General features: G+C 33.1%; 14 protein-coding genes. 7 read left to right on the forward strand and 7 right to left on the reverse strand.

Annotated features, from left to right (window positions below):
• Window positions 1-58: 58 nt before the first annotated feature.
• On the forward strand, window positions 59-574 hold the full coding sequence (locus EB819_RS11930) for an SPOR domain-containing protein (protein WP_069800016.1): 516 nt from the start codon (window positions 59-61) through the stop codon (window positions 572-574).
• Between the two features lie 54 nt (window positions 575-628).
• Here the strand turns inward: EB819_RS11930 and EB819_RS11935 are convergent, their stop codons facing one another.
• From EB819_RS11935 to EB819_RS11960, 6 genes are all read right to left on the reverse strand, one after another.
• Window positions 629-1,315 (reverse strand): response regulator transcription factor, encoded by a 687-nt coding sequence (locus EB819_RS11935; RefSeq protein ID WP_069800018.1) that lies wholly within the window; start codon window positions 1,313-1,315, stop codon window positions 629-631.
• A 25-nt stretch (window positions 1,316-1,340) separates the two neighbouring features.
• On the reverse strand, window positions 1,341-2,885 hold the full coding sequence (locus tag EB819_RS11940) for a sensor histidine kinase (RefSeq protein WP_069800020.1): 1,545 nt from the start codon (window positions 2,883-2,885) through the stop codon (window positions 1,341-1,343).
• 138 nt (window positions 2,886-3,023) lie between these two features.
• Window positions 3,024-3,383: a hypothetical protein gene (locus EB819_RS11945; RefSeq protein WP_069800021.1), complete on the reverse strand. Its 360-nt coding sequence runs from the start codon at window positions 3,381-3,383 to the stop codon at window positions 3,024-3,026.
• Entirely contained in the window at window positions 3,370-5,421 is a 2,052-nt protein-coding gene (locus tag EB819_RS11950; RefSeq protein ID WP_069800022.1) for a S9 family peptidase, read from the reverse strand. Before EB819_RS11950 ends, EB819_RS11945 begins: the two co-directional genes overlap by 14 nt.
• Window positions 5,422-5,560: 139 nt before the next feature.
• Complete coding sequence (locus tag EB819_RS11955; RefSeq protein ID WP_069800025.1) at window positions 5,561-6,304, reverse strand: uroporphyrinogen-III synthase; 744 nt, start codon at window positions 6,302-6,304, stop codon at window positions 5,561-5,563.
• A gap of 21 nt (window positions 6,305-6,325) precedes the next feature.
• Complete coding sequence (locus tag EB819_RS11960) at window positions 6,326-6,970, reverse strand: DUF4271 domain-containing protein (protein ID WP_124878768.1); 645 nt, start codon at window positions 6,968-6,970, stop codon at window positions 6,326-6,328.
• Between the two features lie 113 nt (window positions 6,971-7,083).
• Between EB819_RS11960 and EB819_RS11965 the strand changes: the two genes are divergently transcribed.
• The 4 genes from EB819_RS11965 (at window position 7,084) to EB819_RS11980 (ending at window position 10,496) form a co-directional block, all read left to right on the forward strand.
• Window positions 7,084-7,800 (forward strand): polyprenol monophosphomannose synthase, encoded by a 717-nt coding sequence (locus EB819_RS11965; protein ID WP_069800029.1) that lies wholly within the window; start codon window positions 7,084-7,086, stop codon window positions 7,798-7,800.
• Window positions 7,801-7,889: 89 nt separating this feature from the next.
• Window positions 7,890-8,168 carry a DUF4296 domain-containing protein gene (locus tag EB819_RS11970; RefSeq protein ID WP_245993161.1) on the forward strand — a complete coding sequence of 93 codons (279 nt, stop codon included), beginning with the start codon at window positions 7,890-7,892 and terminating at the stop codon, window positions 8,166-8,168.
• Between the two features lie 26 nt (window positions 8,169-8,194).
• Window positions 8,195-9,328: a tRNA guanosine(34) transglycosylase Tgt gene (gene tgt, locus EB819_RS11975; protein WP_069800033.1), complete on the forward strand. Its 1,134-nt coding sequence runs from the start codon at window positions 8,195-8,197 to the stop codon at window positions 9,326-9,328.
• A gap of 70 nt (window positions 9,329-9,398) precedes the next feature.
• Window positions 9,399-10,496, forward strand: a complete 1,098-nt coding sequence (locus EB819_RS11980) for an LptF/LptG family permease (protein WP_069800036.1) — start codon at window positions 9,399-9,401, stop codon at window positions 10,494-10,496.
• Here the strand turns inward: EB819_RS11980 and EB819_RS11985 are convergent.
• Window positions 10,490-11,200 carry a biotin--[acetyl-CoA-carboxylase] ligase gene (locus EB819_RS11985; RefSeq protein ID WP_069800038.1) on the reverse strand — a complete coding sequence of 237 codons (711 nt, stop codon included), beginning with the start codon at window positions 11,198-11,200 and terminating at the stop codon, window positions 10,490-10,492. The genes EB819_RS11980 and EB819_RS11985 overlap by 7 nt on opposite strands.
• Window positions 11,201-11,279: 79 nt before the next feature.
• Between EB819_RS11985 and rsfS the strand changes: the two genes are divergently transcribed.
• A complete protein-coding gene (gene rsfS / locus EB819_RS11990; RefSeq protein WP_069800040.1) occupies window positions 11,280-11,642 on the forward strand; it encodes a ribosome silencing factor in 363 nt (120 codons plus the stop codon).
• A 67-nt stretch (window positions 11,643-11,709) separates the two neighbouring features.
• Complete coding sequence (gene ftsH / locus EB819_RS11995) at window positions 11,710-13,689, forward strand: ATP-dependent zinc metalloprotease FtsH (protein ID WP_069800042.1); 1,980 nt, start codon at window positions 11,710-11,712, stop codon at window positions 13,687-13,689.
• Window positions 13,690-13,789: the final 100 nt, after the last annotated feature.

Consider the following 13,789-nt stretch of genomic DNA (forward strand, 5'->3'; position numbering starts at 1 on the left):
TAAATAAGAAAGATTGGTATAATTTTTATTTGTATTAACTTTGTCAAAAATAATTTTAATGAAAAACGTAATAAAAATACTATCATTATTAGCTTTTTTAAGTTTTAATATCTCTAATGCTCAGGTAGTTGAGAAAAAAGAAACACATAATGGAACAGAGTTGAAAGTTTCTATGGATAGCAGAGTAAATGAACTTTTAACGGATTTAGAAGGGAAATGTGATAAGATTAAAGAGGAAGAAGCGAACAAAAATGAAGCTCCGAAAGTAGAAATTTCGACGAAACCTAAAACAAATGCTGAAATCTGTAGAGATAATCCTAGAATTTTAGGTTACAAAATTCAGGTGGCGGTTGTAAAAAGTAATGAAGAAGCCAACAAAGTGAAATCTTATTTCCGTACGAAATTCCCTAATATGAAAGCAGAAACTGATGCTTCATTAAGACCAAATTATAAGGTTTTGGTGGGGAGCTATTTCAGTAAGCAATCTGCTAGTGGAGATTTAGCTAGAATTAGAAGTTATTTCCCTGCTGCAATTGCGGTACAATACAGAGTTTTTTGTGTAGAAGCGAAATAATTTTCACACATTAGCATAACAAAAAATCCACCAAATTTTGGTGGATTTTTTTATTTAATTTTTCACTAAAAGTCTGAAACCTTCTCCGTGCACGTTGATGATTTCTAATCCTTCATCATCTTTTAGGAGTTTTCTGAGTTTAGCAATGTACACGTCCATACTTCTTGCCGTGAAATAATTTTCTTTTTTCCAGATTTTTCTTAATGCTAAATCTCTTGGCATAAAATCATTTCTGTGTAGGCAAAGAAGTTTTAGTAATTCGTTTTCTTTTGGCGAAAGTTTATATTCATTATCGCCTACTCGTAATTGTCTTAAAACTGAATCGAAAAACATGTTAGAAATTTTAAATTGCTCTTGCTCTTCGTCTTCTACTACTGCACTTCTTTGTAAAATAGCTTTGATTTTGTATAAAAGTAATTCGGTGTCAAATGGTTTTGTGATGTAATCATCTGCACCAATTTGATAGCCTTTTAACACGTCTTCACGCTGGTTTCTTGCCGTTAAAAATATAATGGGAGTATTCTTGTCTATTTTTCTCACGTCTTCAGCTAGTGAAAAGCCGTCTTTTTTGGGCATCATGACATCGAAAATACAAATGTCAAATTCCTTTTCTGTAAATTCTTTTAGCCCTAATTCGCCATCAATAGCAAGGGTTACATCAAAGTTGTTAATGCTTAAATAATCTTTAAGTACCGCTCCGAAACTTTGGTCGTCTTCTACTAATAAGATTCTGTTACTCATAATATTTGGTGTTTTTTATTTGTTGTTATTTCATCGGCAGTTTGATGGTGAATGTGCTGCCTTTATCTTTTTCTGATTCTACAATCACTTGGCCGTTATGCAGTTCTACGATTTTCTTCACATAAGACAATCCTAAACCTTGTCCTTTTACATTGTGAATATTCCCGGTTTCTTCTCTGAAGAATTTTTCGAAAATTTTGGTTCTGTTATGTTGTTCCATTCCCATTCCTTTATCAGAAATCGCAATGACGTAAAATCCAGGTTCATTTCTAGTAGTAATTCTAATTTCTGGGGTTTCTGGAGAATATTTATTGGCGTTGTCCAGTAAATTAACCAGTGCGTTAGAAAGGTGGAATTCATCTACTTTTACATGATAGTGTTCCGCTTTGAATTCTTCGGTTAATGTTCCGCCTCTTTCTTCTACAATAAGTCTAAATGATTGAGAAATTTGCTTAATGAGTTCTCTTACATTGGTCTCTTTTAAGAAGAGTTTTACTTCATTTCGCTCTAATTTAGACATGTTGAGAACGTTTTCTACCTGTTTTTTCATTCTCAAGTTTTCTTGTTTGATGAGTTGAGAATAATATTTTACCTTTTCTGGATTGGTAGAAATTTTATCATTAGCCAAAGCATCTGTTGCTACGGAAATGGTAGCTAATGGTGTTTTGAATTCATGAGACATGTTATTGATGAAATCAGTTTTTACTTCTGATATTTTTTTCTGTTTCATCATGTAATTAATCGAGATGATGTAGATTCCCAAAATGGTTAATAAGGACATGAAAGTTCCTAATAACATAGGCAAATTGTTCATTGCCAAAGACGCATCTTTTCTTGGGAAAACTAGTGAAAGCGTAAAAAGCGTTCGGTCTTTATCGTCTGTAAAAAGTGGAAAATTATAATTGGTTTTGTCTCGTTGATCTAAATAAGTATTGTTGGAAATTTGAGTCAATTTATTGTTTTTATCTAAAATTCCATAACCAAATTTAGAGTTTATTCCATTGTTTTTCAGCTCTTTAGCGAGAACGGAATCCAGCATTTTTGGATTAACTCTTTGGTTGATAGGTAAGTTAGAAGCGTTAAATTTCGCAAACTCTGTCAAAGTAAATTGTCCGCTACTGATGTCTTGACTCTGAACCGAAGAAATAATCTGAGGAGTGCTTTCGTTTTTTTTAATGCTGTATAAACCTTCGTCTTTGTAAAGTTTTATTTTGGTAATGCTGTCTCCTTTTTTAGAAATAGGAATATTTTGTTTTTCAATAATGGTTTTATTGAAAGTAAGCGTGGTTTTGTTTGCAGAATCCTGCGTTTGCTGGATTTGAAAAAGAGTAGGGCTTTTAGCGTTATTGGCTAAAGTTTTGTCGAAATTTTTAAATTTTTCGTTGTATTTCTGAATTTCTAATTCTTCAATTTTCTTACTTGAATTTTCTAGCGCAGTATATACTTTATTAGAAAAATCTTGCTCTAGTGCGGTGTAATATTCTTTAAGCCAATAAAATTGCAATGACACGAAAACAACAAGTGAAATCGTCATGAATACGGAGATTATTGGGATAAATTTATTATTCATTTTCGCCTAAAAATTTTGTTAAAATTAGAAATTTAACACAAATTAAACAAAAAAATCACAGTATTTTTATATGATTTTTCTTAAAAACGAGAATTTTAACAAATTATTGTGAATTAATTTCCCTTTTGTAGAAATTTTTTAAGAAACTTCTAACAAGTCTTCGTCTATAAAATATTGAATAATGGCTTTTTTCATGAGCAGTTGTTGCTCATTCGGTTTAAGTTCTGGGAGTTCTTCTAATTGCTTGTACATTGGCCAACCGTCATCATCATAATCTTCAAATTCATAAAATCCGAAAGGTTCTAGCAATCTGCAAACCGCAATGTGAATAAGATTCACCTTGTCATCTTTAGAATATTTTTGTTTCCCACTGCCTAATTCTTGGATTCCTATCAAAAACAAAAGCGTTTCAATAGGCGGATTTTTCTCCGTTTGAAAATTCTCAACGAAAAATTTTTCTACATCTTTCCAAACTTCTATTTCGTTAATTTCTTCCATTGTTTTCTAGTTTTAATAAAAATGCATATTCCAGAGCGTCTTCCTTCAAGCTTTCAAATCTTCCAGAAGCGCCACCATGACCAGATTTCATATCGGTCTTGAAGATGAGAATATTATTATCTGTTTTTAAATCACGCAACTTTGCAACCCATTTTGCGGGTTCCCAATATTGCACTTGGCTGTCATGAAAGCCAGTGGTGATTAATGTATTTGGGTAATTTTTTGCTTCTATATTATCATAAGGAGAATAAGAAAGCATGTAATCGTAATATTTTTTCTTTTTCGGATTGCCCCATTCATCAAATTCTCCAGTTGTGAGAGGAATTGTTTCGTCTAACATGGTAGTGACCACATCTACAAAAGGAACTTGTGCCACAATTCCGTTGAAAATTTCAGGTTCATAATTCATAACCGCTCCCATTAATAGTCCACCAGCTGAACCGCCCATCGCATATAGATGTTTCGGAGAAGTGTAATTTTCAGAAATGAGGAATTTTGCTGCGTCAATAAAATCGAAGAACGTGTTTTTCTTTTTCAGCATTTTACCATTATCATACCATTCTCTTCCTAAATATTCGCCACCACGAACGTGCGCTATCGCATAAATGAAGCCTCGGTCTAAAATTGATAATCTTACATTAGAAAAACTGGCGTCAATCGTGTGTCCGTAACTTCCGTAACCGTATAATAAAAGAGGGGTTTCGGCAGATTTTGGAGTGTCTTTATGATAGACTAAAGAAATTGGGATTTTCACTTTTCCGTCTCTGGAATTTGCCCAAATTCTCTCCGAAATATAATTTTTAGCATCAAAAGTTCCGCCCAAAACTTCCTGTTGTTTCAAAAGTTTGGTTTCGCCCGTTTTCATATTATATTCGTAGGTAGAACTTGGCGTGGTAAGCGAAGTGTAACCATAACGCAAAACTTCTGTATCAAAATCTAAATTCAGACCTACATAAGCGGTGTAAGTTGGCTCATCAAAAGGCAAATAATGAGATTTCCCTGTAGAATTGTCTATAATTTTCAGTTGAAGTAAACCTTCAGTTCTTTCTTCAATCACGAAATAATCTTTGAAAATTTCAAAACCTTCCAGTAAAGTTTCTTTTTTATGCGGAATTACCTCTTTCCAATGTTCTTTAGAAGGTTGATCTACCGAAGTTTTCATGATTTTGAAATTGGTAGCATCGCCTTCATTGGTGATGATGTAAAAATCATTTTGATAATGTTCTACTGCATATTCTAAATCGTCTTCACGTTTTTGGATGACTTGCCATTCTGCAAAAACATTATTTGACGGAATAAACCAATGTTCATCTGAAATGGTAGAAGAACTTGCAATGAAAATATATTCCAAAGACTTTGATTTATAAACGCTTACGTCAAAAGTTTCATCTTCTTCGTGGAAAACGAGAACGTCTTCTTCCTGAGAAGTACCAATTTTATGTCTGTAAATCTGGAAAGCTCGCAAAGTTTCATCTTTTCTGATGTAGAAGAAATGTTCATTATCTGCTGCCCAAACTGTTTTACCAGTGGTGTTTTCAATTTTATCGGTAAGAAATTCTCCCGTTTCTAGATTTTTGAGCAAAATGGTATAGATTCTTCTTCCTATAATGTCTTCTGAAAATGCAGCCAACTGATTATTCACCGAAACAGAGAAACTTCCTACATCGTAAAAATCTTTACCAGCAGCCATTTCGTTTACATCTAGCATGAGTTCTGCTTCGTTTTCCAAGCTTTTAAAATGTCTATAGAACAGTGGATACTCTTTTCCTTTCTGAAATTTTACCACATACCAATATTCATTGAAAAAATAAGGTAAACTCTCGTCATCTTCTTTGTAACGAGCTTTCATTTCTTGGAAAAGCTGTTCTTGCAATTCTTCGGTGTCTTTCATCACGAAGTCGCAATAAGCGTTTTCTTCTTCTAAATACTGTAAAACTTCGGGATTTTCTCTTTCATTGAGCCAGAAAAACGGGTCGTTTCTTTGGTGACCGTGAATTTCTAGTGATTTATCTATTTTTTTTGCTTTGGGAGCGTTCATCGTTAAGTTCAATTTGAGTGGAGCAATAAGTAATTTTATTTCTCTAAATTTTAAATTTTTGCAAATATAGGTTTTCTAAAAAAGAAAAAAATCACCAAAAATATTTTGATGATTTTGATAATATCTATAATGTAGAATTTTATTTGTTATTGGCTCTGATGTATTTTTCTATAGCCATCGTCATAGAAGGGGTTTCTTTAGTAGGAGCCATAACATCTATTTTTAAACCAGCTTCTTCTGCTGCGTTTTGTGTAGTGCTCCCGAAAACTGCAATTTTTCTATCTCCTTGTTCAAAATTTGGGAAATTATGGAAAAGAGATTTGATTCCTTGGTGTGAGAAAAACACAAGCATGTCATATTCTTCAATTTTCACATCAGATAAATCACTTGCTACAGTTCTGTACATCACTGCTTTTGTCCAGTCAATTCCTGATTGGTCTAAGATTTTAGTTGTTTCTTCTGTCACTACATCAGAACATGGAAGAAGGTATTTCTCGTCATGGTGTTTTTTGAAAAGTGGCAATAAATCTGCCATAGATTTTTCACCAAAAGAAATTTTTCTTTTTCTGTAAATAATGTGTTTCTGAAGATAATTCGCAATAGCTTCTGATTGGCAAATGTATCTCATATTATCAGGAACAGAGAAGCGCATTTCTTCTGCTAATCTGAAATAGTGATCTATTGCATTTTTACTAGTAAAAATAACACCTGTATAGTGAGAAAGATCAATTTTTTGAGTTCTTAATTCCTTAGCATCTACACCTTCAACATGGATGAAAGGTCTGAAATCAATTTTAATTTTTTCACTTTTAGCCATCTCTAAATATGGTGAAGAATCACCTTGTGGAGCAGGCTGAGAAACCAAAATAGATTTTATTTTCATTCTTTAACTTAATAAAACGATTTATAAAAACCAAAATTTCCAAAGGACCAATATTGGTAGAATTTGGAGAGTGCAAATATACAAAAATTTATAATACCATTGTCTAGGCAAAATTTGCTGAGGATGAAACAGATAGATTAATATTTTGATGGTAAATGCTATGAAAATCAAGCTACTGTAGTAAACAAAGGCATTAGGAGTTTTGAAATGTAGGTAATAATGGAGGAAACTTATGACCAAAATCACCAAAGAATACACCATAAAATATTTCTGCGCTACAAAAGAATATCTGCCGAATCGTTCTAATTGATTAATGCTTCCGTAGAATAAATAGACGAAAATATTTTTAATAAGGTGAAACAGAAGCATTGAAACGAGAACAAAACCAAATTTGTTAAAAGTAATGCCTGCTACAACTAAATTTTGGGTAATAAATTTTGGAACAATCGGAATGAATTGCGAAAATAACACCGAAAAACTTACCGAAAAAAGAATAGTAGTGAAAACCCAACTTAAAGTGTTATTGTTTGATTCTTCATAAGGTTGTAAAATAAATTCTATCAAGGTTACATCTCTGTGCAGGGTTTTAAATATGATAATATAAGACAGAATAATGCCTATAATACAGTAAATAACCCAGTCATGATGTTCTACAACTCTTATCAATTTATTAGATTTTTTGCAAAAGTAAGAATTTTAAAGAATACATTTTGATATAAGGCTATATTAAATAATTATTTAAAACCTTAAAAACATTATCTTTGCATTTTCTTATCTCTATGAAAAAATTAGTCATTATCCCAACCTACAACGAAAAAGAAAATATAGAAAACATTATTAAAGCGGTTTTTGCTTTAGAACAAGATTTTCATGTTTTGATTGTAGATGATTCATCACCAGATGGAACCGCAGAAATCGTAAAAAAAATGCAGCATGAATTTCCGCATTTGCTACATCTTACCATAAGAAAAGTAAAAGACGGATTAGGCAAAGCTTATATTCATGGTTTTAAATGGGCACTAGAAAAAGGTTATGACTACATCTTCGAGATGGATGCAGATTTTTCGCACAATCCTAATGATTTGCCAAAATTATTTGATGCCGCACAAAAAGGCGATATGAGCATCGGTTCTAGATATTGCAAAGGCGTAAACGTGGTAAACTGGCCTATGTCTAGAGTTTTACTATCTTATTTCGCTTCTAAATATGTGAGATTCGTTTTAGGAATTCCTATTTTTGATACCACTGCTGGTTTTGTATGTTTTTCAAGAAAAGTTTTAGAAAATATCGGTCTAGACCAAGTGAAAATGACAGGGTATGGTTTCCAAGTAGAGATGAAATACAGAGCCTACAGAAAAGGTTTTAAAATAAACGAAGTTCCTATTATTTTCACAGATAGAACAGAAGGAGAAAGTAAAATGAGTGGCGGAATTATAAAAGAAGCCATTTTTGGAGTAATTAATTTGAAATTAAAATCTATCTTCGGTAAAATATGAGAAGACTCCTCGTTTTTTTTATACTATTTTCACTTTTTTCCTGCGAAAAAATTGTTGATAAGCCCAAAAATCTTATCGAAAAACATGAAATGGCAGAAATAATAGCAGATTTTGCTATTTATGACCAAACGTATACGGTAAAACCAGATGCTAATATGGAATTGGTAAGCAGATTTGTTTTGAAAAAACATAAAATAGATGCTAAAACTTACCGAGATAGCTATAAATATTATATTTCTAATCCAGAAGAAATGGATGACATCTTTGCCGAAGCGAAAGAAATTATCTTAGACAAAGACCCAAAATTAGAAGATTACATAGAAAAAAAGAGAAAGGAGAATCCTAATCTCCCAGAATTTTTAAGATAAAGTACCAAACTTACTTTTATACAATAATGCAGAAATTTTTTGAAGTTGAAAAAAACACTTCCGGTAAAGCAAGAGCCGGAAAAATAACTACAGACCACGGCGAAATTCTTACTCCTATTTTTATGCCAGTAGGAACCGTAGCTTCTGTAAAAACAGTTCATCAGCATGAACTAAGAGAAGACATAAAAGCACAAATTATACTTGGGAATACCTATCATTTATATTTAAGACCAGGCATGGAAATCATGCAAGAAGCAGGTGGTTTGCATCAATTCATGAATTGGGAAAAACCCATTCTTACAGATTCTGGTGGTTATCAGGTTTTTTCACTTTCTTCGAGCAGAAAAATGACAGAGGAAGGCGTGAAATTCAAGTCGCACATTGATGGAAGTTATCATTTCATCTCTCCAGAAAAATCTATGGAAATTCAGCGTCAAATTGGAGCAGATATTTTCATGGCTTTTGATGAATGTACGCCTTATCCTTGCGAACACAATCAAGCAAAACTTTCAATGGAACTTACGCATCGTTGGTTAAAAAGATGTATTGATTGGACCAATGAAAATCAAGAAATTTACGGTCATAAACAGCACCTTTTCCCAATTGTTCAAGGTTCTACGTATTCTGATTTGAGAAAAATTTCAGCAGAAGTAATTTCTGAAGCTGGAGCAGACGGTAATGCGATTGGTGGACTTTCGGTTGGTGAACCAGAAGAGGAAATGTACAGAATTACAGATGAAGTAACCGATATTTTGCCAAAAGATAAGCCAAGATATTTAATGGGAGTAGGTACACCTTGGAACATCATCGAAAGCATTGGTCTGGGAATTGATATGATGGATTGTGTAATGCCTACTAGAAATGCCAGAAACGCAATGCTTTTCACTTGGCAAGGCGTAATGAACATGAAAAATAAAAAATGGGAAAAAGATTTTTCTCCATTAGATGAATTTGGGACGAGTTATGTAGATAGAGATTACAGCAAAGCTTATGTTCGTCACTTATTTGTAGCCAAAGAATATCTAGCCAAACAAATTGCTTCTATTCATAATCTAGCATTTTATTTAGATTTGGTAAAAGTTGCTAGAGAACACATCATTGCAGGAGATTTCTACGAGTGGAAAGAACAAATTATTCCACAGTTGAAGCAAAGACTATAAAATATAATTAACTTTCAAGTGTTTTTAAAAACGATTTAGCATTTTTGCAAATCATCGATTTTACAGATTAATGAAAATTTTAGATAGATATATCCTTAAAAAATACTTAGGAACTCTTGCTTTCATGCTGGTGTTGCTTTCCGTGATCATTGTGGTGATAGATGTACAAGCAAAATCTCCCAGAATTGAAAGTAATGGTTTTACAGTAGGCTATTTTTTGATAAATTTCTACCCATTTTTGATGGTGTATTATCTGATTACATTCTTTTCTATTTTGGTTTTCATTTCGGTAATTTATTTTACTTCTAGAATTGCAAATAATACAGAAATTGTAGCCTACATCAGTAGTGGAGCGAGTTTTCATCGTTTTGCGAAACCATATCTTATTGCTGCGCTTATTATTGCCACGGCAATTCTTGCAGTGAACCATTTTATTTTGCCTTGGTCTAATATCAAGAAAAATAAATTAGAAATCTACACCATGAACACCACAAACCGTGAAAAATTTACGGCAAATGCACAGATTTCTACTCAATTAAATCCTCAGGAATATATTTTTATCAATAGTTATAACCGCCAAATGAACAGAGGTTCAGGTTACCTGTATCAGAAATTTGATAAAAACAAAAAACTGCTTTATCAAATCAATGCTATGGAAATTTATTGGGACGAGAAAAAGAAAAATTTCGTTATCAGTAATTATTTAGAAAAAAGAATTGATAAAAATGACCACGAAATCTTGACAAATGGTGATACTAAAACGCAAGATTTCAAGCATTCACCAGAAGAATTGTTCCCAAATGAATTATTGGGTCAAAATAAAACCACTCCAGATTTAATTAATTTCATCGAAAGAGAGAAGGAAAAAGGAAATAGTAATATCAATGCTTATCTCAATGAACTACATCAGCGAACTGCGATGCCAGTTTCTATCATTATTCTTACCTTTTTAGCGCTTTCCCTTTCATCACAGAAAAAAAGAGGAGGTTTGGGAATGAATTTAGCCATCGGAATTTCATTGGCATTCGTTTTTGTATTCTCATTTGAAGTGCTCAAAATTGTAGCATCTGGTAATAATTCTATTCCGCCACTTTTGGCGATGTGGTTGCCGAATATTGTTTTCGGAGCATTGGCATTTTACCTCTACATGAAGAGAGCGAATCAATAGAGCAATTCTATTTCTTTGTGGAAGAATTTTTGTAAACCTTCATTTTCTAGGTCAATCCAAATATAACCATTTTCGTCTACGTTTTGAATTATGCCATTTTGTCGTATCTCGTTTTTTTCAAAAACAGAAACTTCATTTTTGCGATAAAGATGCAGATGATAAAGTTCTAAAACATCATTGGGAATTTCTTTTTGAACTAAATATTCAAATAAATATTGATGAAGGCTTTCTGCAAAGGCTTTCAGCTCAAAAGACAGTCCGGTTTGGCTTAGAACAGAACCTGCTTTTGGCAGATTTTTAAAATTTTCTTGAAGAATATTAATGCCAATTCCTACCACGAAATAATTTTTATTCTTCTCGAAAAGCATTCCGCAGATTTTTTTGTTTTTGAGAATCAAATCATTAGGCCATTTGATTTTCACCTCGGTTTTTGTCAAATTGGCAATAAAATCTCTCACCAGAATTGCGGTATAGAAATTGAAGCAAGTATCAGAAATATTTATGTTTTTGGTTTTTAGAGCAAATGAATAGGCGAGGTTTTCTTCGGGTAAGTTTTCCCAAGAATTTCCGTACTGTCCTCTTCCTTTGGTTTGATTAAAGGTATAAACCGCTAAAAAATCTTCAGAAAGATAATGCTGATTGAGAAAATCTATAAGCTCATCTTGCGTAGAAGCACAATTATTGAAGTAAATTAGACTGTTCATTTAACAAAACTTTAAGTAACCTTAATCACCAAAAACTGAATAAAAAACAATAAATTTGCAATTAAACATATATTTTTGAATGAGTAAAAATACAGAAAAAGAAGCATTAATCGCTAAAATTGTTGATGCAATACAAGACACAAAAGGTGAAGACATTAAAATACTAGACCTTACTAAAATAGAAAATTCTGTGGCAGATTATTTCGTGATTTGTAGTGGTAATTCTAATACGCAAGTATCTTCTATCGCAGGAAATGTAGAAAAAAAAGTACGTAACGAGCTCCAAGACAGACCTTGGCATGTAGAAGGAAGCGAAAACGCAATGTGGGTTTTAGTTGATTATATTTCAGTTGTCGTTCACGTTTTCCAAAAACATATCAGAGAATATTACGATATAGAAGAACTTTGGGGAGATGCCAAAGTAATCACCGTAGAAAATTAATATTAACCTAAAAATAATATCCTGATGAAGTTCTTTGAATTTCTATCAGGATTTTAATGATTATAAGATGAAAGAAAAAAGTAGTTTCAACTGGTTTTATCTGGTGGTTTTCGCAGTATTAGCCATCACCATTTATCCGTTGCTCAATCTTGATCCGCCTCAGTCTATCAATGAGAACGGGTTTTTCGCTTTGTTGAAAGAAAACAAAGTAGAAAAAGTAGTGGTATATACAGATACACCAAGAGCAGATGTGTTTCTTACCAAGGAAGCAAGAGCTGCAATGGTGAAAAATGCTAAAAAAGACACTCAGAATCTTTTGCCAGCAATGCAAGAGCAAAAGCCAGATTTTGATTTCAATTACGGAAATTTACAATACTTCCAAGAAAAATTTGACAATTTGAAAAAAGAAAATCCTCAAGTTAAAACGCAATATGATTTTAAAACTGCAGGTTCTCCTTTTCAAGATATTTTAATCCAAGCTTTAATTTGGTTTGGAATTATGGCCGTTATTTATTACTTCCTTTTCAGAAAAATGGGAAGTGGAGGCGGACCTGGTGGACAAATTTTCAGCATTGGTAAATCGAGAGCTAAACTTTTTGACGAAAATGAAAAAGTTCAAGTTACGTTTAAAGATGTGGCAGGTCTAGAAGGTGCCAAAGAAGAAGTACAAGAAGTAGTAGATTTCTTGAAAAATTCAGAAAAATACACAAAATTAGGAGGTAAAATCCCGAAAGGTGTTCTTTTGGTTGGTCCTCCAGGAACAGGTAAAACTTTATTGGCAAAAGCTGTAGCTGGTGAAGCAAAAGTTCCTTTCTTCTCGCTTTCTGGTTCAGATTTCGTAGAAATGTTTGTAGGAGTTGGTGCTTCTAGAGTAAGAGATTTGTTTGCTCAAGCTAAAGCAAAATCTCCAGCCATTATTTTCATTGACGAGATTGATGCGATTGGTAGAGCTAGAGGAAGAGGCGGATTACAAGGTGGAAACGACGAGAGAGAAAACACGCTAAACCAATTGCTTACAGAAATGGACGGTTTCGGAACAGATACCAACGTTATTGTAATGGCGGCAACCAACAGAGCTGATATTCTAGATAAAGCATTGATGAGAGCAGGACGTTTCGACCGTTCTATCTATGTAGATTTACCAGAAATGCACGAAAGAAGAGAGATTTTTGATGTGCATTTGGCTAAAATTAAATTAGCTCCAGATATTGATAGAGATTTCTTGGCAAAACAAACTCCAGGATTTTCGGGTGCAGATATTGCGAATGTTTGTAACGAAGCAGCGCTTATTGCCGCAAGAAACAATCATGAATTTGTTACAAAGCAAGATTTCTTAGATGCTGTAGACAGAATTATCGGTGGTTTAGAAAAGAAAAATAAAGCGATTAAGCCTTCAGAAAAGAAAAGAGTGGCTTTCCACGAAGCAGGACACGCTACAATTTCTTGGTTGGTAGAACATGCAGCGCCTTTATTAAAAGTAACAATAGTTCCAAGAGGAAGAAGTTTAGGTGCGGCTTGGTATTTACCAGAAGAACGTTCATTAACTACTACAGAACAAATGCTAGACGAAATGTGTGCTACTTTAGGTGGTAGAGCAGCAGAACAAGTAGCTTTTGGAAATATTTCTACAGGTGCGCTTTCGGATTTAGAAAGAGTAACGAAACAGGCTCAAGCAATGGTAACAATTTATGGTTTGAGCGAAAACATCGGTAATATTTCTTACTATGACAGTTCTGGTCAATCAGAATACAGTTTTGGCAAGCCTTATTCAGAAGAAACGGCTAAGAAAATAGATGTGGAGATTAAAGATATCATCGAAAATCAGTACAAGAGAGCGGTAACTATTCTTCATGAGAATAGAGATAAGTTAGATGCTCTTGCTCAAAAGCTTTTAGAAAAAGAAGTCATCTTCAGAGAAGACTTAGAAGAGATTTTTGGTAAAAGAGCTTGGGATCCTGAATTAACAGAGCGTCCAGTTACTGAAGCGGTAGTAGAAAATACTCAAGAAAACACTTCTAGTGAAGAGCCGCAAGAGTCTCAAAATTAAGAATTTAAATTCATTAATATAGAAGTTCCTAATATTTTCATTAGGAACTTTTTTATTTATACCTTTGATATATAGCTAGTTTCTAAATTATTTTATATTT

This window comes from Cloacibacterium normanense, from assembly GCF_003860565.1.
Classification (GTDB): domain Bacteria; phylum Bacteroidota; class Bacteroidia; order Flavobacteriales; family Weeksellaceae; genus Cloacibacterium; species Cloacibacterium normanense.